This is a genomic window from Achromobacter sp. 1L-A-4-B-C2, from assembly GCF_057291955.1.
Genome location: NZ_JBXAWP010000001.1, coordinates 771,615 through 796,195, shown reverse-complemented (window position 1 = coordinate 796,195; position 24,581 = coordinate 771,615). Strand labels below are relative to the sequence as shown.

Annotated in this window: 17 protein-coding genes and 2 riboswitches; of the genes, 8 read left to right on the top strand and 9 right to left on the bottom strand. The window is 64.7% G+C overall.

What is annotated here, in order from left to right:
- The first annotated feature begins 68 nt into the window (after window positions 1–68).
- From AC0Z35_RS03575 to AC0Z35_RS03565, 3 genes are all read left to right on the top strand, one after another.
- Window positions 69–521, top strand: coding sequence for a hypothetical protein (locus AC0Z35_RS03575; protein ID WP_485131359.1), 453 nt, complete (start codon window positions 69–71; stop codon window positions 519–521).
- Window positions 522–762: 241 nt separating this feature from the next.
- Complete coding sequence (locus AC0Z35_RS03570; RefSeq protein ID WP_046805107.1) at window positions 763–3,024, top strand: arginine/lysine/ornithine decarboxylase; 2,262 nt, start codon at window positions 763–765, stop codon at window positions 3,022–3,024.
- Between the two features lie 23 nt (window positions 3,025–3,047).
- Window positions 3,048–4,250, top strand: coding sequence for a BaiN/RdsA family NAD(P)/FAD-dependent oxidoreductase (locus AC0Z35_RS03565; RefSeq protein ID WP_485131360.1), 1,203 nt, complete (start codon window positions 3,048–3,050; stop codon window positions 4,248–4,250).
- A 12-nt stretch (window positions 4,251–4,262) separates the two neighbouring features.
- Here the strand turns inward: AC0Z35_RS03565 and AC0Z35_RS03560 are convergent, their stop codons facing one another.
- Window positions 4,263–5,747 (bottom strand): SPFH domain-containing protein, encoded by a 1,485-nt coding sequence (locus AC0Z35_RS03560; RefSeq protein WP_082134495.1) that lies wholly within the window; start codon window positions 5,745–5,747, stop codon window positions 4,263–4,265.
- Between the two features lie 191 nt (window positions 5,748–5,938).
- On the opposite strand from AC0Z35_RS03560, the gene AC0Z35_RS03555 reads away from it, so the two are divergent.
- From AC0Z35_RS03555 to gcvP, 5 genes are all read left to right on the top strand, one after another.
- The gene (locus AC0Z35_RS03555; protein WP_120156997.1) at window positions 5,939–6,553 is read left to right on the top strand and encodes a superoxide dismutase; all 615 of its coding nucleotides are present in this window, start codon (window positions 5,939–5,941) and stop codon (window positions 6,551–6,553) included.
- Between the two features lie 29 nt (window positions 6,554–6,582).
- Window positions 6,583–7,476, top strand: coding sequence for a ZIP family metal transporter (locus tag AC0Z35_RS03550; RefSeq protein ID WP_485131361.1), 894 nt, complete (start codon window positions 6,583–6,585; stop codon window positions 7,474–7,476).
- A gap of 116 nt (window positions 7,477–7,592) precedes the next feature.
- Window positions 7,593–7,689, top strand: a riboswitch (glycine riboswitch).
- A gap of 33 nt (window positions 7,690–7,722) precedes the next feature.
- Window positions 7,723–7,846: riboswitch (glycine riboswitch) on the top strand.
- Window positions 7,847–7,937: 91 nt separating this feature from the next.
- Complete coding sequence (gcvT, locus tag AC0Z35_RS03545; protein ID WP_485131362.1) at window positions 7,938–9,038, top strand: glycine cleavage system aminomethyltransferase GcvT; 1,101 nt, start codon at window positions 7,938–7,940, stop codon at window positions 9,036–9,038.
- Window positions 9,039–9,140: 102 nt separating this feature from the next.
- Complete coding sequence (gene gcvH, locus AC0Z35_RS03540; RefSeq protein ID WP_046805102.1) at window positions 9,141–9,518, top strand: glycine cleavage system protein GcvH; 378 nt, start codon at window positions 9,141–9,143, stop codon at window positions 9,516–9,518.
- A gap of 71 nt (window positions 9,519–9,589) precedes the next feature.
- The gene (gene gcvP, locus AC0Z35_RS03535; RefSeq protein ID WP_485131363.1) at window positions 9,590–12,463 is read left to right on the top strand and encodes an aminomethyl-transferring glycine dehydrogenase; all 2,874 of its coding nucleotides are present in this window, start codon (window positions 9,590–9,592) and stop codon (window positions 12,461–12,463) included.
- A 91-nt stretch (window positions 12,464–12,554) separates the two neighbouring features.
- Here the strand turns inward: gcvP and AC0Z35_RS03530 are convergent, their stop codons facing one another.
- The 8 genes from AC0Z35_RS03530 to AC0Z35_RS03495 form a co-directional block, all read right to left on the bottom strand.
- Window positions 12,555–14,513 carry a DUF945 family protein gene (locus tag AC0Z35_RS03530; protein ID WP_485131364.1) on the bottom strand — a complete coding sequence of 653 codons (1,959 nt, stop codon included), beginning with the start codon at window positions 14,511–14,513 and terminating at the stop codon, window positions 12,555–12,557.
- A 240-nt stretch (window positions 14,514–14,753) separates the two neighbouring features.
- Window positions 14,754–16,229, bottom strand: coding sequence for a M81 family metallopeptidase (locus AC0Z35_RS03525; protein WP_485131365.1), 1,476 nt, complete (start codon window positions 16,227–16,229; stop codon window positions 14,754–14,756).
- 27 nt (window positions 16,230–16,256) lie between these two features.
- On the bottom strand, window positions 16,257–17,666 hold the full coding sequence (locus AC0Z35_RS03520) for an amidase (protein WP_046805098.1): 1,410 nt from the start codon (window positions 17,664–17,666) through the stop codon (window positions 16,257–16,259).
- 62 nt (window positions 17,667–17,728) lie between these two features.
- Window positions 17,729–19,426, bottom strand: a complete 1,698-nt coding sequence (locus AC0Z35_RS03515) for an ABC transporter ATP-binding protein (RefSeq protein WP_046805097.1) — start codon at window positions 19,424–19,426, stop codon at window positions 17,729–17,731.
- Between the two features lie 5 nt (window positions 19,427–19,431).
- Entirely contained in the window at window positions 19,432–20,337 is a 906-nt protein-coding gene (locus tag AC0Z35_RS03510) for an ABC transporter permease (protein WP_485131366.1), read from the bottom strand.
- 9 nt (window positions 20,338–20,346) lie between these two features.
- The gene (locus tag AC0Z35_RS03505) at window positions 20,347–21,288 is read right to left on the bottom strand and encodes an ABC transporter permease (protein ID WP_046805095.1); all 942 of its coding nucleotides are present in this window, start codon (window positions 21,286–21,288) and stop codon (window positions 20,347–20,349) included.
- A gap of 27 nt (window positions 21,289–21,315) precedes the next feature.
- Window positions 21,316–22,881, bottom strand: a complete 1,566-nt coding sequence (locus AC0Z35_RS03500; RefSeq protein WP_120156992.1) for an ABC transporter substrate-binding protein — start codon at window positions 22,879–22,881, stop codon at window positions 21,316–21,318.
- Between the two features lie 81 nt (window positions 22,882–22,962).
- On the bottom strand, window positions 22,963–24,471 hold the full coding sequence (locus tag AC0Z35_RS03495) for a M81 family metallopeptidase (RefSeq protein ID WP_046805093.1): 1,509 nt from the start codon (window positions 24,469–24,471) through the stop codon (window positions 22,963–22,965).
- Window positions 24,472–24,581 lie beyond the last annotated feature (110 nt).

The following is a 24,581-nucleotide window of genomic DNA, read 5'->3' as shown; positions in this document are numbered from 1 at the left end:
GATTATAGGTAACACGCTTGCCTATAATGGCCCTATTGCCGCTTGCGGTTTTCACAAAGGAGCCAACGATGTTCGGTTTCCTCAAGACAAACCAGGAAGCCACCCTTGATGAAGTGCAGGACGCATTTGTCGAACGGGTGGCAGACGCCGCGCAAGACTTTGTACAAGCCGCCGAATCCACCGGCGCCATATTGGACTACTCCCTGTCCAGCATCTACGCGCTGGATACCGCGCTGGAAGCCGCCCACCTGGGCACCTTGCCGCTTACCCCCATGCAAACCGTTGGCGCCGCCGCCTACCTCTACGAGGTTGGACGCCGGGCGCACGGCGGGCTGTACGAGGTCTGCGACGACGAAGACCCGGTCGTGCTTGTCTGTGGCGAACCCGGGGCCGAAGTCTGCTTTGGCGCCATCGCCAAGGTAGAACGCCGGATCCGGGACGGGGCCACCGAGTCCATCCCCGCCTACTTCGAGCAGTTCACCTTGGCATTGGAAGCCGGCGAAGCCCGCACCATCCGCTAGGTTTGCTCCGTGCCGCCGTTGCTGTCGCTGTGCTGAAAGCCCGGCTTTTGGCGCGATGACAACGGCCGTTCGGCCTATCTGGGGATTTCCCGTAGGACTGAAAGAAAAACAGCCCTACAATTCCGCCATTCCCGCCTGTTGGGCGGGGGCTCGCGCCGTCTGTCATCAGGCGGATTTTTACTAGCAGTACACTCGCGCCGCGTTATGCGACCGAACCCGCCATGCCCCCAGGAGCGCCTGCATGAAATTTCGCTTCCCCATTTTCATCATCGACGAGGACTACCGTTCCGAGAACGCGTCCGGTTTGGGTATTCGTGCCTTATCTGAAGCGATCGAGGCCGAGGGCGTCGAGGTGATCGGGGTGACCAGCTATGGCGACCTGAGTTCGTTCGCGCAACAGCAAAGCCGGGCCAGCGCCTTCATCCTGTCGATTGACGATGAAGAGTTCGACGTGGACTCGCCCGAAGACGTGGCCAGCGCCATCAAGAACCTGCGCATGTTCATCGGCGAACTGCGCTTTCGCAACGCCGACATCCCCATCTATCTGTATGGCGAGACGCGCACGTCGGAACACATTCCGAACGACATCCTGCGTGAACTGCACGGCTTCATCCACATGTTCGAGGACACCCCCGAATTTGTGGCGCGCCACATCATCCGCGAAGCGCGCAGCTACGTGGATTCGCTGCCGCCGCCGTTCTTCCGCGAGCTGGTCAAGTACGCGCAAGACGGTTCGTATTCGTGGCACTGCCCGGGCCACTCGGGCGGCGTCGCCTTCCTGAAGAGCCCGGTGGGCCGCATGTTCCACCAGTTCTTCGGTGAAAACATGCTGCGCGCCGACGTCTGCAACGCCGTGGACGAACTGGGCCAACTGCTGGACCACACCGGCCCCGTGGCCGAGTCCGAACTGAACGCCGCCCGCATCTTCCACGCCGACCACTGCTTTTTCGTGACCAACGGCACGTCCACGTCCAACAAGGTCGTGTGGCACGCCAACGTGGCCGCCGGCGACGTGGTCGTGGTGGACCGCAACTGCCACAAGTCGATCCTGCACGCCATCACGATGACGGGCGCGATCCCGGTGTTCCTGCGCCCCACGCGCAACCACCTGGGCATCATCGGCCCGATTCCGCTGGAAGAATTCCACCCGGACAACATCCGCAAGAAGATCGAGGCCAACCCCTTCGCGCGCGAAGCGGTGAACAAGAATCCGCGCATCCTGACGCTGACGCAAAGCACGTACGACGGCGTTATCTACAACGTGGAAATGATCAAGGAGCAGCTGGGCAGCTATGTCGATACGCTGCACTTTGACGAAGCCTGGCTGCCGCACGCCTCGTTCCACGAGTTCTACCAGGACATGCACGCCATCGGCCAGGACCGCCCGCGCAGCCAGGACGCGATGGTCTTCGCCACGCACTCCACGCACAAGCTGCTGGCCGGCATTTCGCAGGCCTCGCAGATCATCGTGCAGGAATCCGAGACCCGCAAGCTGGACCGCAACGTCTTCAACGAGGCGTACCTGATGCACACGTCGACCTCGCCGCAGTACGCGATCATCGCGTCGTGCGACGTGGCCGCCGCCATGATGGAGCCGCCCGGAGGCACCGCGCTGGTCGAGGAAAGCATCCGCGAAGCGCTGGACTTCCGCCGCGCCATGCGCAAGGTGGAATCCGAATTCGGCAAGAACGACTGGTGGTTCAAGGTCTGGGGCCCCAACCGCCTGGTGTCCGAAGGCATCGGCAACCGCGACGAATGGATCCTGGAAGCCAACGACCACTGGCACGGCTTCGGCGAAATGGCCGAAGGCTTCAACATGCTGGACCCAATCAAGGCCACGGTCATCACGCCGGGGCTGGACATGTCGGGCAGCTTCGGCGAAACGGGTATCCCGGCCGCGCTGGTCTCCAAGTACCTGACCGAGCACGGCGTCGTGGTCGAAAAGACCGGCCTGTATTCGTTCTTCATCCTGTTCACCATCGGCATTACCAAGGGCCGCTGGAACACGCTGTTGACCGCGTTGCAGCAGTTCAAGGACGACTACGATCGCAACCAGCCGCTGTGGCGCATCCTGCCCGACTTCTGCCGTGTGCATCGCCGCTACGAACGCATGGGCCTGCGCGATCTGTGCCAGGAAATCCACGAAGCCTACCGCGCGCGCGACGTCGCCCGCCTGACCACCGAGATGTACCTGAGCGACATGGTGCCGGCGCTGAAGCCGTCGGACGCCTTTGCGCGCATGGCGCACCGCGAGGTCGAGCGTGTCGACATCGACAAGCTGGAAGGCCGCGTCACGGGCGTGCTGTTGACGCCGTATCCCCCGGGCATTCCGCTGTTGATTCCGGGCGAACGCTTTAACCGCACGATCGTGCAGTACCTGCAATTCGCGCGCGAATTCAACGAGCGCTTCCCCGGCTTCGAAACCTATATTCACGGCCTGGCCGACGAACTGGGTCCGGATGGCGAAAAGCGCTACTACGTTGATTGCCTGATCGAAGAATAAGACCCGGCGGGTCTGGAGTCCTGATGTTTGATGTAGCCGTCCTCGGCGCCGGCGCCGCTGGCATGATGTGTGCAGCGGTGGCCGGGCAGCGCGGCTTGCGCGTGGTGCTGGTCGACCATGCCGAGCGCCTGGCCGAAAAAATCCGCATCTCCGGCGGTGGCCGCTGCAACTTCACCAACATCGGGACCGGGCCCTCCAATTTTCTGTCCGAAAACCCGCATTTCTGCCGCTCGGCACTGTCGGCTTACACGCCGCAGGATTTTCTGGCGCTGATGAAGCGCCACCATATCGCCTGGCACGAGAAACACCGTGGCCAGCTGTTCTGCAACGATTCCAGCGAATCCATCATCAACATGCTGCGCGCCGAGTGCGACGCGGGCGATGTGCAATGGCGCATGGGCTGTTCGGTGGCCGATATCGGCCACGGCGAGCAGGGCTTCGAACTGCGCACCAGCCAGGGCGTGATCCGCGCGGCCAAGCTGGTCGTGGCCACGGGCGGCATGGCGATTCCGCAGCTGGGCGCCACCGACTTCGGCCTGAAGATCGCGCGCCAATTCGGCTTGAAAGTCGTCGAGCCGCGACCCGCGTTGGTACCGCTGACCTTTGACTCCGCACAATGGCAGCCGCTGTCCGAGCTGTCGGGCGTGGCGCTGGAAGTGGGCCTGCAGACGGGGCAGGGCAAGGCGCGGGGTGAATTCCTGGAAGACCTGCTGTTTACCCATCGCGGCCTCTCAGGCCCGGGCATCCTGCAAATTTCCAGCTACTGGAAGCCGGGCGAACCCATCGTGATCGACCTGGCACCGGGCCGCGACCTGGCCGAAGAATTGCTGGCGTCCAAGTCGGGCAACCGGCAGCAGCTGCATACCGTGCTGGCGGGCCTGTGGCCCAAGCGCCTGGCCGATCGCTGGCTGCATCTGGCAGAGCAGGGCGGCAAGCCCGGCCTGGCCGCGATGCGCCTGGCCGACGCGCCCGACAAAACGCTGCGCGCGCTGGCTCAAGACATCCATCAATGGACGCTGGTGCCCAGCGGCACCGCCGGCTACAAGAAAGCCGAAGTGATGCGCGGCGGCGTCGACACGCGCGGCCTGGACCAGAAATCCATGCAAGCCAAAACCACGCCCGGGCTGTACTTCATCGGCGAAGCGGTGGATGTGACCGGCTGGCTGGGCGGCTACAACTTCCAATGGGCCTGGGCCTCCGGCGTGGCCTGCGGCAAGGCGCTGTAGGCCTCGCCGGGATCAGAGCTGCCGCCATACTGATCCGTCGGTTGAAGCCGTCGCGGCAGGCGGCGGCGCCATGATGGTGTCGTGCGCCATGGCAGCCGTTGCCACCGCGCCAAGTGTGGCGCTATGGGAAACTTCTTTTAATGCTTTGCCGGCAACCACTGGGACGCCTAATTTCTCAATCAGGGCCGCGCCTTCCGGCGTTTGTCCTAGCGCGGCCAACATGCCCGTAAGGCGCGTGCCGCCACTGGGCGTGAACATGTCGCCCAGTGAGGCGACGCCATTTTGCATATCGCCCGAATTGGCGATGACCTTCAAGTCCGCTTGTTGCAGGGCGCGGGCCATTTCCATGCCGACATCCTTGCCTGACCTTACCTGTTCGATGCGGATGAGATATTCCTGGTAGCCCGCGTTGCCCCCGATTTCTTTCGCCAGCTTGATTTGCGCTTCAACGGGCGCCACCTGCATGGCTTGCTCGGCGGACGCTTTTGCGGCGCCAAGCGCCGTTACACCCTCGGCTTCCCGGGTTGCCGAGATCAGATCGCCTTCCGCCTTGGCAATTTGGGCTTCTTTTTCGGCGTGTGCGGCAACCACGGCTATCTGCCGGTTTTCTTCGGCCCTGACGACAGCGACATCACGCGAAATTTCGGCCGCTTGTACGTCGCGCACGCGCTGGACCTCCATGTCCTTTCGAGCCGTGGTGACGGATTCGAACGCGATCGCCTGGCGTGACTGTTCCTCTGCGATGCCAACCTCGCGTTCGGTTTCCGCGTTGCGCATGCCGACCTGCTGGCGAGCGTTCTGCTGTTGAAGGTCGATTTCCCGCTTCATGGCGATTTCTTTTTCGGTTGCCGCGCGATTGTGTTCGGCGACTTCTTCGCGGCTCTGGCGGTCTATGCGCGCCTTCTCGCGAGCCATGATCTGGTCGATCACTTTATTGTTCGCGCTGTCGCGGATGTCCATGAACTCGATGGTCTTGACGGTCTTGACGCCCCACTCGGCTAGTTGAGTGTCCACTGCTGCAGTAAACGCGTCGGCAAGCGTACTTCGCGCCTGCATGATGTCTTCCAGCTTGTTCGTTGCCAACACGCTACGTACGGACCCTTGGACTACGTTGCGAAGCTGGTCGACCAGGACATCAAAGGTCGACACCCGCTGGGCAGCAAGCGAGGCGTCTTCAATGCGGAAGAACGCAGTGACGTCGACTTCGAACGGTAGCCGTGCGGCGTCATAGGCAGCGTAGTCCTTCAGATCGACCTGGAAGTTGCTTTCAGGAAACTTGGATACCGCCACGCCCCACACCGGCAGCCAGCTTGGCCAGTGGTAGTAGGTGTTGCCCCCCAACTTGCCGCGCCCGTAGGGTGTGGTCTGCTTGCTGGATTGAACGATGTGCACCATGTTGGTGGGCACAACGCGGCGAAGGGAAACGATGACAAATGCGATCAGGGGAAACAGAGCAACCAGGGCGCTTGCGATGCTCGTGGTGGAAATTTCGATCATGTTTACGGCGGATACTCGAAGTTAAGGCGTCCGGGGTGGGCGCCCTTGGACTGCGGGATCATAGGACGCGACCATTCCGCGACTTATGACAATGTCGTTATTGTTTTATCAAATAAAAATACATATCATTTATGTTTTCGATTTCGACTGGCTGCTTTCGATGAAAAGGGGCCAGTTCCACGGAGACGCTCATGCCCTACACCCTTCCGACGCTGCCCTACGCCTATGACGCCCTCGAGCCTCACATCGACGCTATGACGATGGAGATTCACTACAGCAAGCATCATCAAACCTATGTCACCAGCCTGAACGCGGCGCTGGATGGCGCCGGCATCAGCACGGAAGAACCCGTTGAAGCCCTGGTCGCGCGGCTGGACCAATTGCCGCAAGCCATACGCGGCGCGGTGCGCAACCATGGCGGCGGCCACGCCAACCACAGCTTGTTCTGGTCGGTGATGTCGCCCCAGGGTGGCGGTGAACCCGATGGCGCGCTGGCGGCCGCTATCGAATCCGAACTGGGTGGCCTGGCCGCCTTCCGCGAGGCCTTCACCAAAGCGGCCCTGACCCGCTTTGGCAGCGGCTGGGCCTGGCTCTCGGTCACGCCGGCCGGCAAGCTGGTGGTGGAAAGCAGCGCTAATCAGGACAGCCCTCTGATGCACGGCAATACGCCGATCCTGGGCCTGGACGTCTGGGAACACGCCTATTACCTCAAGTACCAAAACCGTCGCCCTGAATACATTGGCGCCTTCTACAATGTCGTGAATTGGCCCGAGGTGGCGCGCCGTTATGCGGCCGCAAAGGGTTAAGCCCGCTTTGTGATGGAGGCATCGGCCCCATGAACACATTCAGCCGTCACCGCGTGCGTCCCGCGGCCACCAGCATCAGCGTCTGGATCCTGGCCGTGCTGGTGTCCTGCCTGGCGATGCACCAGCTGTGGGCCTACCTGGACGTGCGCGCGCCGCACGTGGCCGACGCCCTGCTGGGCGGGCTGGTAGCGGCCGGCGCCACCGCGCTGGGCACCGTGCCCATCCTGTTCGCCCGCACCATCCCGCAAAAGGTCCAGGACAGCATGTTCGGGTTCGGCGCGGGCGTCATGCTGGCGGCCAGCGCGTTTTCCCTGGTGGTGCCCGGCATTGCGGCGGCCGAAAGCCAGGGCATGGGCCGCTGGGGCGCGGGCCTGACGGTGGGGGCGGCCATTCTGCTGGGCGCGGCGGTGCTGCTCATCATGGACCGCACGCTGCCGCACGAACATTTCATCAAGGGCCGCGAAGGCATCGAGGCGCGCCGCATGCGACGCGCCTGGTTGTTCGTTATCGCCATCACGCTGCACAACCTGCCCGAGGGCCTGGCCATCGGCGTGGGTTACGCGGGGGGCGATCCGGTGGCGGGCACCGCGTTGGCCACGGGCATCGCGATCCAGGACATTCCCGAAGGGATGGTTGTCGCGGTGGCGCTGTTGGCCGCCGGCTATAAGCGGGCCTTCGCCGTGGCGCTGGGCATGTTGTCGGGGCTGGTCGAACCGTTGGGCGCGGTGCTGGGCGCCGCCATCGTCGGCTGGTCCGTCTTGCTGCTGCCCTGGGGGCTGGGCTTTGCGGCGGGCGCCATGCTGTTTGTCATCAGCCACGAGATCATTCCCGAATCGCACCGCAAGGGGCACGAGGTCTACGCCACGTGCGGGCTGATGCTGGGCTTTGTGCTGATGATGTTGCTGGACACGGCGCTGGGCTAGCCCGGGGGTTGGTGTCCGGTTTGGCGCGGTCCACGGCAGCGGTTTGTGGCCGGGCCGCGCCCGGAAATCGCGCTTTTCCAGGCCTGGTTTTCGTTGTATGCTTGGCGCCGCTGTCACGCATGTTTGCGGGAGAGAGCGCCCCTTTCACCAGGGTCGCCGCCGAAGGCGCAATTCGCCCAGAATCGCTCAGGTAACCGATACCGCACATGCTTGCCCCGTCCCGGTTTTTACCGTGTGGATGCGGCAAAACAGTACTCTGGAGAGACCTGGCGCCGCCCCGAATTCGGGACACAGCGAGCAGCCCAGGCGCCGAAGGTGCAAACCCGCCCAGCGCGGGGCAACTCTCAGGCAAAAGGACAGAGGGGCGGAAGATTCAGCCGATGCCGTGCGGGCGCAATCCGCTTGTCACGACCGGCATTCCGTAACCCTGGCAAGCCATTGCCGTCCCGGAGTTTCCGCGCATGTCCGCAACCCTCAAACGCACCCCGCTGGCCGACGAACACATCGCCTCCGGCGCCCGAATGGTCGATTTCGGCGGCTGGGACATGCCCTTGGCCTACGGCTCGCAGCTTGAGGAGCACCACGCGGTGCGCCAGGACGCCGGCATGTTCGACGTGTCGCACATGCTGAACGTGGATGTGGCCGGCCCCGATGCCTACGCCTTCCTGCAACGCCTGGTCGCCAACGACGTCGCCAAGCTGACCGTGCCCGGCAAGGCGCTGTATTCGTGCATGCTGAACCCGCAGGGCGGCGTCATCGACGACCTGATCATCTATTTCTTTGCCGCTGACGAATGGCGCGTGGTCGTCAACGCCGGCACCGCCGACAAAGACGTGGCCTGGATGCAGCGCGTGAAGCAGGCCGGCAATTTCGACGTTGCCATCACCCCGCGCCGCGATCTGGCCATGGTGGCCGTGCAGGGCCCGAACGCCCGCGCCAAGGTCTGGGCCGCGCGCCCGGCCTGGCAAGCCGCCTCCGAAGCACTGACCCCCTTCGTTGCCGCCCGCGTGGGCGACGACACGCTCGTCGCCCGCACCGGCTACACCGGCGAAGACGGCTTTGAAATCGTCCTGCCTGCGTCCGACGTCGTGCAGCTGTGGCGCGACCTTGCTGCCCAGGGCGTGCGCCCGGCGGGCCTGGGCGCGCGCGACACGCTGCGCCTGGAAGCCGGCATGAACCTGTATGGCCAGGACATGGACGAGCTGACCCAGCCCGACCAGGCCGGCCTGACGTGGACCGTGTCGCTCAAGAATGCCGAGCGCCGCTTCATCGGCCGCGACGCGCTGGAACAATTCGCCACCCCCGCCGCCTTTGTCGGCCTGAAGCTGCAAGAGCGCGGCGTGATGCGCGCCCACATGGCCGTGCGCTGCGTGCAAGGCACGGGCGAACTCACCAGCGGCACCATGTCGCCCACGCTGGGCGTGTCGATCGGCTTTGCCCGCCTGCCGCAAGGCGTGCGTCCGGGCGACACCGTCGAAGTCGACATCCGCGGCAAATGGGTGCCCGCCCTGGTCTGCAAGCTGCCCTTCGTGCGTAACGGCAAAGCCGTCGAACACTCGTAAACTCGAAGCTTCGCGCGAACGGCCGCTGCCAGTTGACGCACACGCCGCTCGCACGAGGCGCGCAACACCATTCATCTACCCGTATTCCCTAGAGGATTTCCCATGAGCCTGCCCACCGATCGCAAGTACACCCAGTCCCACGAATGGGTCAAAGCTGAAGGCGACGTGTTCGTCGTCGGCATCACCGATACCGCCCAGGACCAATTGGGCGACCTGGTTTTCGTTGGCGACGTCAAGGTTGGCGCCAAGCTGAACGCGGGCGAAACCGCCGGCGTGGTCGAGTCGGTCAAGGCCGCCTCGGACATCTACGCACCCGTCAACGGTGAAATCGTTGCCTTCAACGACGAGCTGGAAAACAACCCCAGCCTGATCAACGAATCGGCCTTCACCACCTGGATCTTCAAGATCAAGCCGGTCAACGCGGCCGATGCCGACAAGCTGCTGGACGCCGCCGGCTACGAAGCCGTCGCCAACGGCTAAGAAGCCGGTTCGAGCCGGGCGCGCCGACCTCTTGGCGCGCCGGCCTGATGCACCACCACCCGAGAGTTCCCATGTCGCGCGCCCTAGACACCCATACCGACTTCATCCCCCGCCACATCGGCCCGTCCGACGCCGACCAGGCCGCCATGCTCCAAGTGATTGGCAGCGCCAGCCTGGACGCCCTGATCGACGAAGTCGTTCCCGCCAAGATCCGCAGCCAGGCCCCGCTGGCGCTGCCGCCCTCGCGCAGCGAAACCGACGTGCTGGCCGAACTGAAGCAGATCGCGGGCCGCAACAAGGTCTTTCGCAACTACATCGGGCAGGGCTACTACGGCACGCAGACCCCCAACGTCGTGCTGCGCAACATTCTTGAGAACCCCGCCTGGTACACGGCCTACACGCCGTATCAGCCGGAGATCTCGCAAGGGCGTCTTGAAGCCCTGCTGAACTACCAGACCATGGTCGCCGACCTGACCGGGCTGGACATCTCCAACGCCTCGCTGCTGGACGAAAGCACGGCCGCCGCCGAAGCCATGACGCTGGCCCGCCGTGGCGCCAAGTCGCCAAGCCCGGTGTTCTTCATTTCGCGCCACGTGCATCCGCAGACCATCGAAGTCGTGCGCACGCGCGCCGAAGGCCTGGGGCTGGAAATCACGGTGGGCGACGAAGCCCAGGGCCTGCCGGAATGCTTCGGCGTGCTGCTGCAATACCCGCACAGCACCGGCTCGGTGTCCGACTACCGCAAGCTGGCAGAAGCCGCCCACGCGCAAGGCGCCGTGGTTGCCTGCGCCACCGACCTGCTTGCGCTGGCCCTGTTGGCCGCCCCGGGCGAGTGGGGCGCGGACATCGCCATCGGATCGGCGCAACGCTTTGGCGTGCCGTTCGGTTTTGGCGGCCCGCACGCCGGCTTCATGGCCTGCAAGGATTCCTTCAAGCGCAACATGGCCGGCCGTTTGGTCGGCGTGTCGAAAGACGCACAAGGCAACCCGGCAATGCGCCTGGCGCTGCAAACGCGCGAACAGCACATCCGCCGCGAGAAGGCCACGTCCAACATTTGCACCGCGCAGGTGCTGCTGGCCGTGATGGCCGGCATGTACGCCGTGTGGCATGGCCCCGAAGGCATCCGCCGCATTGCCCAGCGCGTGCAGCGCAGCACCGCCATCTTGCGCGCAGAACTCATCAAGCTGGGCGTGAAGGTTGTGAACGACACGTTCTTCGACACGCTGCTGCTGGAAACGGGCGCGGCCACCCCGGCCATCCTGACGGCCGCCGAGTGCGAGCACATCAACCTGCGCCGCGTCGACGGCGCGCGCCTGGCCGTGTCGCTGGACGAAACCGTTACCGTCGCCGACCTGCAAGCGCTGGTCAACGTGTTTGCCGCCGGCCTGGAACGCGATGATGTCGAACTGGACATCGACGCGCTGGACGCGGCCGCCGCCGGCGGCATTCCCGCATCGGTCGCGCGCGAAAGCGCCATCCTCAAGCACCCCGTCTTCTCCAGCGTGCAATCCGAAACCGACATGCTGCGCTACCTGCGCAAGCTGGCCGACAAGGACCTGGCGCTGGACCGCACGATGATCCCGCTGGGTTCGTGCACCATGAAGCTGAACGCCACGGCCGAGATGATCCCCATCACCTGGCCCGAATTCGCGCTGATCCACCCGTTTGCCCCCGCCTCGCAAAGCCAGGGTTACAACGAACTGATCGACCGCCTGTCCGCCGCGCTGTGCGAAATCACCGGCTACGACAACATCAGCCTGCAACCGAACTCGGGCGCGCAGGGCGAATACGCCGGCCTGCTGGCCATTCGCGGCTACCACCAGGCCAACGGCCAGCATCAGCGCAACGTCTGCCTGATCCCGGCCTCGGCCCACGGCACCAATCCCGCGTCGGCGCAGCTGGCCGGCATGGACGTGGTGGTGGTGGCGTCCGATTCCAACGGCAACGTCGATCTTTCCGACCTGCGCGCCAAAATCGAGCAGGTCGGCGACAAGCTGGCCGCGCTGATGATCACCTACCCGTCCACACACGGCGTGTTCGAGGAAGCCGTCACTGAAATCTGCGACATGGTCCACCAGGCCGGCGGCCAGGTGTACCTGGACGGCGCCAACATGAACGCCATGGTCGGCGTGGCCCAGCCGGGCAAGTTCGGCTCCGACGTATCGCACCTGAACCTGCACAAGACGTTCTGCATTCCGCACGGCGGCGGCGGCCCCGGCGTGGGTCCCGTAGCGGTGCGCGCGCACCTGGCGCCGTACCTGCCGGGCGTGGTGAACGAACAGGGCAAGCTGCCCGGCGAAGCCAAGGTCGGCCCGGTGTCGGCCGCGCCGTTCGGTTCGGCCGGCATCCTGCCGATTCCGTTCGTGTACATCGCGCTGATGGGTGCTGATGGCCTGCGCCGCGCCACCGAAGTGGCCATCCTGAACGCCAACTACATCGCTACCCGCCTGCGCGACCACTATCCGGTGCTGTACGCGGGCCGCAATGGCCGCGTGGCGCACGAGTGCATTCTGGACGTGCGCCCGTTGAAGGAAACCAGCGGCATCAGCGCCGAGGACATCGCCAAGCGCCTGATGGACTACGGCTTCCACGCGCCCACCATGAGCTTCCCGGTGGCCGGCACGCTGATGGTCGAGCCCACGGAATCCGAAGGCGTGGCCGAGCTTGACCGCTTCATCGACGCGATGATCTCCATCCGCGAGGAAATCGCCCAGGTCGAGCGCGGCGAACGCGATCGCGAGGACAACGTCCTGAAGAACGCGCCGCACACCGCGCAGATGCTGTTGGCCGAAGAATGGCTGCACGACTACCCGCGCCAGCAGGCCGCCTACCCGGTGGCGTCGCTGCGCGAGGCCAAGTACTGGCCGCCCGTGGCCCGTGTGGACAACGCCTACGGCGACCGCAACCTGGTCTGCGCGTGCTTGCCGATCGAAGCGTACGCGTAGGGCATTACGCGTAGCGGCGATAAAAAAGCCTCCATCTTGCGATGGAGGCTTTTTGTTGGGCGCTTGCCCGTATCGGTATCAGCCGTACGCCTTACTTGGCCGGCGCCGCCTGGGCCGCCTCGTTGAAGTCTTCGGCGATGCTGATGAACGTGTTCAACAGGATTTGCAGGTTGTCCTTGCCGATCCCGCCTTCCGCGTTCATGTCCATTTGCAGCACGGCCTGGTTCTTGTTGTCCAGGTAGGCGCGGGTCCAGCGGTATTCCTGGTTCCAGCTGTTGATGGTCTTCAGCGACATCGGCTTCTTGGTCTTGTACGTGGCCGTCATGACCAGGTCCAGGCACTTTTCAGTGAAGTCGTTGCACAGGAATTCCAGGCGCAGGTCGCTGGCGCCGGTGGTGCCCGGGTCCAGGATCAGCACGGGGCCTTCGTCGCCATCCTGCTTGTTGGCGGTAATGCCCATGTCGTCCAGCAGGGCGCTGACGGTGTCCAGGCTGAAGTCCTGCATCACGCCGACGGCGGGCGTTGCGCCTTCGGCCGGCTCTTGCTCGCTCATGCCGGGCATGGACTCTTCTTCGTCGTCGCCCATGGAATTCATGCCGGCGGCGCCAAGCAGGCCGCTGAACAATTCGTCGGCGGGAATTTCCTTGCCGTTCAGGTTGCCCATGCCGTCCGCGAACGTGAACTTGCCGACGATGTTGTCGCCGTCGTTCTTGCCCACGTTGAACATTTCAGCCATGCCCGACATCTGGCGCACGGTCTGGTCGGCGTCCTCGGCGGCCTTCTCCGGGGTCAGCCCTTCTTTTTTGACGGCGTATTGCGCGACCAGGTCCTGCACCATCGGCTTGGAAATGATCAGCGTGGCGTCGATGCGCTTGATGGCCTTGGCGGCAATTTCCTGCGGCGTCAGGTTCTTGACGTCCGGCGGGTTGGCCAGGTCCAGCGTGAAGTTCAGCTTGCTTTCGCCCTTGCCGGTTTTCCAGCTGATCGGGTCGATGCTGAATGACGGGTTGCCCGCCAGCAGCTTGCCGGCGCTGTCCAGCATCGCCTGGAACTGCTCGTCCTTCAGGCCCTCGTCTTCGGTCTGCGCCATGTATTGACGCAGCAGCTGGTTGTACGTGTCCGACAGTTGCTTGACGGCTTGGCCGTCCAGCTTGGCCAGCTTGATCACGGCCTGGCCATTGCCCAGAGGCACGTCGTTGACGGTGATGTCGCCGGTTTGATAGGCGGCCTGCATGTTGATGGACTTGTCGTCCTCGGACAGCTTCACGCCGTAGCCGAAGTTATCCAGCGACAGCTTGACGTCGTCGCCCTTGCGGGTCACGTCGATGCGCTTGATCTTCAGGTCCGAATCGCCTATCGACACGCCGAACTTGCCCATGCGGCTGTTCACGTCCATCGTCAGGCCGGCGATCGACATGATGACGGGGTCGTTGCTCTTGGAACCGTCGATGGCCAGCTTGTCCATCACGCCATGCGCGACGACGCCTTGCAGCGTACGGTCGAAGCTGCCGGTGATGACCATGCCGCTGAAGTCGATCGAATTGCCTTGCAGCGCGGTCGACACGGGCGCGATCTTGGCCGTGGAGGTGGTCGTGCCGCTGTAGCTGACCATCGCGTCGCTGATCAGCGGCGAGATGTCTTTGGTCAGCGCGAACACTTCCTTCAGGTTGTCGGTCTTGGCGACTTCCGCGTGCACGAACGCCAGCTTGGGCGCAATCGCGCCGCGCGACAGCGCGGTCTTGGGGAAGGGGCCGTGTTCGATGACGGCATCGAATTCGATCATGCCGGCGGGCATGGCGTCCGGGCTCTTGTCGTTCTTGACCAGCGACAGGCCATAACGGGCCTGGGTCGAGAACAGGCTGCGGTCGTACTTGAGCTGGTCGATGCGCAGGCCGAACAGCGGCGTCAGCTTGGCCAGCTTTTCGTTGGCTTCTGCCAGATGGCGTTGCGAGCTTTCCTCAATGCGTTTGCCGGTATACCACGTGGCGCCTATCCAGCTTCCCGCTCCCACTATGACCACGCCGAGGGTGATCGCTACGCTCTTTTTCATCGTTGTGCTTTTTTCGTTGATTATCGAGTTATATCCGGCAGACAGGGCATTGCGCCGTCGCGGCTGGTCTCCCAGGCGCGGCTGCCGGCATACACGTATTCATCGGCCTGTAAGGGCCCGCGCCGGAGTATACCGATGCGCTGTGACGCTCGACCGTGCGCCCAGTTACTGAAGATTTCAAAATGAAAGGCCGGCGCAGGGCGCCGGCCGTTTTGTCGACAACTTTGCGACCCGATTTCGTTACAGCGGGTCCAGCGGGTAGATCGGCCGGCGCACGTGCTTGAACTCAAGCTGGCTGTAGTCGGACGTGGTGACGCCCACGCCGGTGCACTCGATGACCTCGGTGGCCATGGCGGAAAAGCCCGCGCGCCAGTGCACCCGGCTTTTCAGCACCACATAGCGCTTTTGCAACGGGTCAACGCCCACGGACGACAGGCAGTTGATGTCGAAGGGTTCCTGGTGGCGCGACACCACCACGATTTCGACCCGGCCGGTGTCGATCACCACCGTCAGCCCGGTGTCGTTGCGCACGCCCCGGTACATCGGGCCCCGGCTCAGGTACACGCCGTCGAACACCAGCTTGACGCGGCCTGTCACCTGCAACGGTTCGCTGGGTTCCTTGATAGCCGGCATGGCCAGCTTGCCGCCCAGCGTCAGGGTGATGGTCTTGCCCACGCCCGCGGCGGCGGCCTGTTCTGCTGCCTGAGGGTCGCAGATGGCGTAGAACACCACGTTGTCCAATTCCTGGCGCAACACTTCGGCCAGCACGGCCGTGGTGTCCATGGTGCCGCCCGAGCCCGTGTTGTCGTAGTGGTCCAGCAGCACCACGGGGCCTTGCTCGATCTGCTTGGCGCGCGCGATGGTGGGCGCCAGCGGCTCGGGGTGGAACACCCAATCGGCGCGACCTGCCCAGGCGCGTTCCAGCAGTTCGTCGCGGTGCTTCTCGGCCTCTTGCAGGTTGCCGTCCGTACAGACGACGGCGCTCAGGCCCGCTTCGCGGATGTCCGCATGCGGAAACCCCACGAAGACGGACGCCGCCAGCACGCCGCCCGCTTCCAGTTCCTTGCAGCGTTCCTGCAAGGGGCCGTTGGGTGCGGCATGGGTGCCCTGGCACATGATGTGCGGCAGCATGGGCTTGTTGGCCCACGTCATGACGGGTTTGATCTCGCCCTTGAGCGTGCGCGCGATGACGTTGGCGGCGCGCACCCCGGCCGCGCGGATATCCACGTGCGGATACGTGTGAAAGCCGCTGATGACGGTGGCGTTGCGCACGATGTCGTCGTAGATATTGGCGTGCATATCCAGCGTGACGGCCACGGGCGTGGTCGGGTCGATTTCCCGCAGGCGGCGCAGCAGGTCGCCTTCCGCGTCTTCCACGCCTTCGGCCACCATGGCGCCGTGCAGGTCCAGCAAGATGGCGTCAAAGCCGCCCAGCTTGACCTGGTCCAGCACCAGCTTGCACAGGCGTTCGTGGGTCTCGGCGCTGGTGGGGCCGCTGGGCCAGGACTCGGCCGCTACGGGCACGACCATTTCCGCGCCCTCGCGGCGCGCCACTTCGATATAGCCGCCCAGCCCGCTGTCGGTGTTCTCGTAGGCCTTGATGGCAAGATCGCCGGCCAGGATGTCGGGGCTGCCTCGGAAAAAGCGTTCAAGCGGGGTCGGCACGGGCGAATAGGTATTCGTCTCGTGCTTGATCATTGCCAATAGCCAACGCATGGGAATTCCTGTGGTTGCTGTGGAAAGTCAGTTCGTCTGGGGCGGCTGCGGCCACGGGTGTTGCGCGGGACGCATCTGCTCCCACGCGCGCGCCACGCGCAACACGCCCAGGTCGTCAAAGCGCGCGCCGGCGATTTGCAGCCCAATGGGCAGCCCCGCCCGCGTATAGCCGCAATTGACCGAGGCGGCCGGCTGTTCGCTCATGTTGAAGGGCAAGGTGAAGCCGATGTGGTGCATGGTCGTGGCCACTTCATTGGTGGGCGACGGCCACTCGGCGTTGTAGGCCACCACGGGCGCCACGGGCGACAGCACGTAGTCGAATGGCGCGCAGGCGGCCACGGTCTTGGCGCGCACGTTCAGCGTTTCGTAGTAGCTCTTGAAGACGGCTTCGCCGCTTTGGCCGCCGCCGCTTTCCGCCCACGTGCGAATGAACGGCAGGATCTTGGCGCGGCGTGCCTCGGGCAGCGCGGCCAAGTCGATGGCCGAACGCGTGCGCCAGAAACGGTCCACACCATCCAGCATGTCGGGCGTCATCCAGGGCAGCATCGGCGTGACGATGGCGCCGGCGGCTTCGAAGGCTTGCGCGGCCGCCTGCACGGCGTCGCGCACTTCCGGGTCCAGCGGCAGGCCGCAGCCGGCATCCATCAGCAGGCCGATGCGCAGGCCTTTAACGTCTTGCGCCAGGTTGAGCCAGTCGAAGTCCTGGAAAGGCAAGCTCATGTGGTCGCGCGCGTCAGGCTGCGACAGCACGCCCATCATCAGTGCGGTGTCGGTGATGGTGCGCGTCATGGGGCCGGCGCAGCGGCCCATGAAAGGCGGGTCGATGGGAATGCGGCCCAGGCTGGGTTTGAGCGTGGCGATGCCGCACCAGGCGGCCGGCAGGCGAACTGAACCGCCGATGTCGGTGCCGATATGCAGCGGGCCATAACCCGCCGCCGCCGCCGCGCCCGCGCCGGCGCTGGAACCGCCCGGGTTCTTGCTCAGGTCCCAGGGGTTGCGCGTCAGCTCGTGAAAGCTGGACAGCCCCGATGACAGCATGCCGAAGTCCGGCATGGTGGTCTTGCCCAGCAGCACGGCGCCCGCTTCGCGCATGCGGGCGGCGGGCGGCGCGTCAGCGGCGGCCGGGGTCAGGTCGGTGGCGGCGGTGCCCAGCGGCACGGGCGTGCCGCGTGTAGCGATGTTTTCCTTGATGGTGGCGGGCACGCCATCCAGGCTGTAGCCGCCCGCTGATTGCGGCTGGCCCTTCATCCAGCGGGCTTCGGAGGCCCGCGCCATTGCCAGCGCGCCTTCGGGGTCCAACGCGTAGGTGGCCTTCAGGTGCGGTTCCCAGCGCTGGATGTGGTCAAGCACCGAGCGCGTGACCTCAACGGGCGACAAGGTCTTGTCGCGATACGCTTGCAGCAGTTCCTGGGCGGACAATTCGTGCGGTTGTGACATCTGGGTTCCTGTGTTGCAAAGGAAGGCAATTCGGGTATTCAGGGCATCGGCACATCAGCCCATCATGATGCGGCGGCGGCCGCTTGCGCCAAGGTCGTGGCGACGGGCTGGAAGTTGCGGAAGTCCCAGTCGCGCCCAGGCGCCGCGTCGATCAGCGCGCGGGTGTATTCGTGGCGCGGCTCGGTCAGCACGGTTTCGGCCGAACCGGTCTCGACCACCTTGCCGCGCTGCATGACCATGATGGTGTCGCAAATTTGCGCGGCCACGCGCAAATCGTGCGTGATGAACAGCACGCCCACGCCGGTGCGCTGGCGCACTTGCTCCAGCAGTTCAAGCACCTGCGCCTGCACCGACACGTCCAGCGCCGATACGGCTTCGTCGGCCACCAGGATCTCCGGGTCCATGACCAGCGCGCGCGCGATGCAGATGCGCTGGCGCTGTCCGCCCGAAAATTGGTGCGGGTAGCGTTGCATGGCGTCGGGGCTCAGGCCCACCACGGTCAGCGTTTCGCCGGCGCGCTTCAGCGCCTGATCGCGCGGCATGCCAAAGTTAAGCAGGCCTTCGATGATGGATTCGCCCACGGTGCGGCGCGGGTTCAGCGACCGGTACGGGTCCTGGAACACGATCTGGATGCGGCGGCGCACCGGCCGCAGCGCCGAGCCTGACAAGGTGCTCAAGTCTTCACCGCCCATCATCATGTGCCCGGCGGTGGGCTCGATCAGGCGCACGATGCAGCGCGCCACCGTGGACTTGCCCGACCCGGATTCGCCCACGATGCCCAGGATTTCGCCTTTGCGCAGCGTCAGGTTGACGTCGGTAGCGGCCACCACATGTTGCGCGGCGCGCCGCGAGAACATCGAGCTTTTGCCCGCGTAGGTGCGGCCCAGGCCCTTGACGTGCAACACGGGCTGGCCATCCGGCGCGTCGCGGCGGTTGGGCACCAGGCTGGGCACGGACGACACCAGGCGGCGCGTGTACGACTGCTTGGGTTCGGCCAGGATTTCGTTGCGCGTGCCGCTTTCGATCAGGTCGCCCCGGTTCATCACCACGATGCGATCCGAAATCTCGGCCACCACGCCAAAGTCGTGCGTGATGAACAGCACGGCCGTCTTGTGCTTGACCTGCAATTCCTTGATCAGCGCCAGGATCTGCTTTTGCGTGGTGACGTCCAGCGCGGTCGTGGGTTCGTCGGCGATCAGCAGCTTGGGTTCAAGGATCAGCGCCATCGCAATCACGATGCGCTGGCGCTGGCCGCCCGACAGCTGGTGCGGATACGCCTCGAAGATGCGTTCCACATCGGGCAGGTGTACCGACTGGAACATGTCCAGCACCTTGGCGCGGCGGTCGGCGGCGCTCATGCCCTTGCGGTGCAGGCGCAGCACTTCGTCAACCTGCTTGCCCACCGTATGCACGGGGTTCAGCGCGGTCATGGGTTCCTGGAACACCATGGCCATGCGGGTCGCGCGCATCTCGCGCAGGCGGCGTTGCGACGCGGTGGCGACGTCTTCACCTTCCACGCGAATGGAACCGGCGCTGATGGACAGGATGCCTTGCGGCAACAGGCCCATCACGGCCAGCGATGTGACCGATTTGCCCGAGCCGGATTCACCAACCACGCACACGGTTTCGCCGGCATGCACGTCCAGGCTCAGATTGCGCACGACGCGGTTGCCGGCGCCGGCCACTTCCACGGACAGGTTGCGAATGGCCAGGATGGCGGACGAGGTGTCGCCCGCGGGGGGAGTAGGAGAGTAGGTCATCGGCATCAGATCCTGCGCACCATTTTCGGGTCCAGCGCATCGCGCAGGGCGTCACCCAGGATGTTCACGCTAAGCACGGTCAGCGACAGAAGCAGGCCAGGAAAGAGAATCAGGCCGGGCAGCATGCGGAAATACATGCGGCCTTCGGACATGATGTTGCCCCACGACGCGATCTCGGGCGGGATGCCGGCGCCCAGGAAGCTGAGGATGGCTTCGGTCAGCATGGCGGAGGCGAACACGTAGGTGCCTTGCACCGTCAGCGGCGCGATGGTGCTGGGCACCATGTGCCGCCACAGCAGCAGCGGCAAGGGCGTGCCCAACGCCAGCGCGGCTTCCACATAGGGTTCGCCGCGCACCGTCAGGATCTGCCCGCGCACCAGCCGCACCACCCGGGGAATTTCCGGGATGGTGATGGCGACAAGCACGGTCGTGATACTGGCGCCGGTAACCGACACCAGGGCAATTGCGAGCAGGATGCCGGGAATGGCCATGATGGCGTCCATCGTGCGCATGATCAGCCCGTCCAGCGAACGGAACCAGCCAGCAATGACGCCGATGACCAGCCCGATGGCCACGCTGACGACGGCGGCGCCCAGGCCCGCGATCAGCGAGATGCGCGCGCCGTAGGCCACGCGCGACCAGACGTCGCGGCCAAAGGCGTCGGTGCCGAACAGGTAGTCGGTAAAGGGCTGCTTCAGGCGCGCGCCCGGGTTGATGAAGGTAGGGTCCACCGTGCCCAGCAGCGGCGCGAACACGGCAATGGCGACGATGGTCACCAGCACCACCAGCGCCAGCATGACCGGCCAGCTTTTCAGGCCCTGGCGCACTTGGCGCCAGGCGGTGACTTGAGGGTTGCCGCCTCCGGGGAGGTCGGCGGCCGCCGGCACGGCGGCATCGGTTGGCGTGTGCATGGCTCTTCCCTAGTAGCGGATGCGCGGGTCGAACACCGTGTAGGCGCAATCGACAACCAGATTGATGAACACGTAGACGAACGCGAAGAACAGCGTCAGCCCCTGGATGACGGGGTAGTCGCGCGCCAGCACGGCTTCCACCACCAACCGGCCCAGGCCGGGGATGTTGAACACCGATTCAGTCACGACCACGCCGCTGATCAGCAGCGCAATGCCCAGGCCCACGACGGTGGCGATGGGCACGGCGGCGTTGCGCAGCGCGTGGCCCAGCAGCACACCGGTTTCACCCAGGCCCTTGGAGCGCGCCGTGCGGATGAAGTCTTCGCCCATGACCTCGATGACGCTGGTGCGCGTGATGCGCGCAATCAACGCTACATAGACCGTGGACAAGGCCAGTGACGGCAGGATGAGCCGGTGCAGATAGGGCCAGAAGCCCTTGTCCAGCGGCGCATAGCCCTGCACGTTGAACCAGCCCAGCTTGATGGCGAACAGCCAGATCAGCAGGTACCCCGTGACGAACACCGGCACTGAAAAGCCCAGCACCGAAAAGCCCATCACGGCCCGATCCAGCAGGCGGCCTTGCCGCCATGCCGCCAGGATGCCCAGCGGAATGGCGACCAGCAGCGTGAAGACCAGGGTCAGCACCGCCAGGCTCATGGACGGTTCCAGGCGTTGCGCGATCAGTTTGGTGACCGGCACGCCGGACATGAGCGAGGTGCCCAGATCGCCTTGCAGGAGCTTGCCGCCCCAGATGAAGAATTGTTTGATGACCGGTTGGTCCAGGCCCATCGTCTGCCGTATCTGGACGATACGCTCAGGCGTGGCGCCGTCGCCCGCCATGATGATGGCCGGGTCGCCCGGGCTGAAACGCAATATCGCGAAGACCACCACCGCGACCATCACCAGAACGGGGATGGTCGCGAGGAGCCGGCGTGAGACAAATGCCAGCATGTATTTCCCCCTGAACTGCTTGCCCCTTTAAGGAGCTTTCTTGACGTTCCAGAACGCAAAGACCGGTGCATGCACCAGGCCCGAGAGCTTGGTCGAATAGACGGTGGGCACGGACATCTGGCCCAGCGGCACGTACAGACCTTCGTCGATGCCGATGCGCTGCAATTCGTCGGCGATTTTCTTTTGCTCGGCCGGGTCGGAAGTCAGCGCGAACTTGGTGCGCAGTTCTTCCACTTGCGGCATGTCGGGCCAGCCAAACCAGGCGTTGTCGCCGTTGGCGGCGGCGGGCGCGGAACGCACCGGGTCCATCACGTCAGTGGCGTACCAGTTGGTGTTGTGGATGTTCCAGCCGCCTTCAGCCGGTGCGGCCTTGGAGGCGCGGCGCGTGGCCACGCTTTGCCAGTCCATGGCCGCCAGGTTGACGTTGAAGCCGGCCTTGCGCAACGCCTGCGCCATCACCACCGGTTGCGCGGACAGCGTGCCCACGTCGGTGGCGTGCATGACCAGGATGGGCGTGTTGTCGTAGCCCGCTTCCTTCAGCAAGGCCTTGGCCTTTTCGATGTTCGACGGCACCACGACTTCCTTGCCGATGTCGCTTTCCATCGGCGTGCCGCAGCCCCACAGCGACGCGCACGTCTTCCAGTACTTGGGATTGCCCACCAGCGCCTTCATCACGTCTTCCTGGCCGATGGCGTACATCGCGGCCTGGCGGATTTTCTTGTTGTTGAAGGGCGGGTACTTGAAGTTGAAGCGGTACATCGTGAAGTAGCCGACCGGGCTCAGGGACTCTTCCTTCAGGTCCTTGTTGCCTTCGATCATCGGCAACAGGTCATACGGGAACTGTTCGACGAAGTCGATTTCGCCGCCCAGCAGCGCGTTGGCGGTGGTCAGGGCATCGGGCATGACGTCCCATTCGACCTTGTCCACGTTCACGACCTTGCCGCCGGCCAGGCCGCTGGCCGGTTCCTTGCGCGGCACGTAGTCGGCGTTCTTGGCATACACCGTTTTCACGCCGGGCTTGAATTCGATCACCTTGAACGGACCGGAGCCGGTCATGTCGGTGATGGGCTGGCCGATGGCCTGTTCGGCGATGCGCTTGGGCATCATGAACGGCGCGGTGCCCGTCGGCTTGGACAGCGCGCGCAGCGCCAGGTCCGTGGGTTCTTTCATGACGATGCGGAAATTCTTGTCGTCAATGACTTCGATCTTGTCGGTGAACTTGAGCAGCGTGCGGCCCATGCCGTCGCCGGCGGCCCAGCGCTTGATCGAGGCCACGCAGTCTTCGGACGTGACGGGCTTGCCGTCGTGCCACTTCTGGCCGTCGCGCAAGGTCATCGTGTAGGTCTTGCCGTCCGGCGAGACTTCCCACTTCTCAAGCATTTGCGGCTGGATCTTGTTGTCGGCGTCGGTGGCCAGCAAGGTGTCGTAGATCATGTAGCCGTGCCACGTCGTGATGTACGCGGTGGTGGCGTGCGGGTCGGTCAAGCGCAACGGCGAGTGCATGACGGACTTGATGACGGTTTCGGCGTAAGCGCCGTGAGCCATCATCAACGTTGCACCGGCCAACGCGGCCGCTCGAACAAACTTGAGCATGGAGATTCCCCTTGAAGCGGTGTGAGCGGCACGGTTGGCCGCTACGTCGTTAACGCGCCGCTCGATGGCGGCGTGGGAGGGTCAGGCGGTTGCGGGCCGGCCCGAAAACACTGGTCCGCAAGGCGCCATTCTGATGCCGGGACGCAACCGTGTCCATGGTTGTTTTGCCGCATCCATCAGCATGGAGCCGGGGGCGGCGCACACCAGGATCGTTTGCGCGATGGATGTGAAATCCGCGCGGAAATGCGCGGAACTCTTCACCACCAGAATCGCGGCGCGCGTGGGTTCGACGCCCGCGAACCGGAACATTTCCTGGTCCGCCATCTGCACCTTGTTAGAGGCGACGATGATGCGCACGCCACCAATACGCAAGCAGGCGCTGGGGCCCAGATCCATGTGGAATCCGCGGTAGAAAGCGCCGTGCGTATCGAAGCGTCCATCTGAAGTTTTCTCGACGATGAACTCGGTGTCCAGCGGCTCGTCGTCGGGAATACCCGAGTGTCCACCTAGTGCAATCCGTACCTTGTTTCCGACGCCCGCGCGGTGCGCGGCAAGCGCGGCGGCGGGGTCAACGATCAGGCCGATGGCGGTGTCGCGCGCGTCATGGCGGATCAGCGCGCGCAGCACGCCGGTGGTGTCCGAGCTGCCGCCCGCGCCGGGGTTGTCTTGCGCGTCCGCGATCACGACCGGCTTGTCCGCATCGTGCGCGATTCGCATCGCTTCCTGCACGGCTTCGTCGGGCGTGTAGAGCTTGCCGCCAAAGTCGCGTTCTGCATTGAGCACGGCGCGCGCCATTTCGGCGGCGGCCGCGTCGGCCTCGGCTTGCGTGGTGCCGTAGGCCCATACGGTGGGCGCGCATTCCGGGAAGTCGGCAGCAGGGAATCCGGTGGCGAAAGACAGGCTGGTGGCGCCGCGCGCTTCGATCTCGCCCACCAGCGCATACAGGCTGCGCGACGGCTCGATGTCGGTCGATTGCCAGCACAGCGAAATCAGATAGGGCAAGGCGCGCAACGACGCATAGGGGCGCGGCACGCCGGCCAGCCGCTGGGACAGCAGCGCGGCGGCGCGTTGCCCGGTTTCAGCCATGTCGATGTGGGGATACGTGCGGTAGCAGACCAGCGCGTCGGCATGGCGCACCATGGCGCGCGTGACGTTGGCGTGCAGGTCCAGGCTGGCCACCACGGGTACGTCGGGGCCGACCAGCTCGCGCACGCGCTTGAGCAGTTCGCCTTCGCCATCGTCCAGGTGTTCGGTGACCATGGCGCCATGCAGGTCCAGGTACACGCCGTCCAGCGGCAGCGCGTCGGACAGGCCTTGCAAGATCAGTGCGCTGATGCGTTCGAACGCGTCTTTGGTGACCAGGCCGGACGGGCTGGCCGCGGCCCAGGTGGTGGGCACCAGCGTGTGCTGGCTCATGGCTTCGATGAAGCCCGCCACGGGAATGTTGGCGCCTGCCACGGCTTGGAACATTGCGGGGCCGCTGACCAGCTTGGGCCAGCCGCCGCCTTTCTCGGCAAAATCTTCCCACGTCGCGCGCGAAGGCGCGAACGTATTGGTTTCGTGCTGAAAGCCGCCTATACCGATGCGCATCGGGCATCCCCTTGTGTCATGTGATGTTGCTGTGTCGTGGTACTGGCCGGGCGCGGCCGAAGCCGCGCCCTTGCAAAGCCGGGTAATGCGTCCTTCTGGAAAACGGAGGG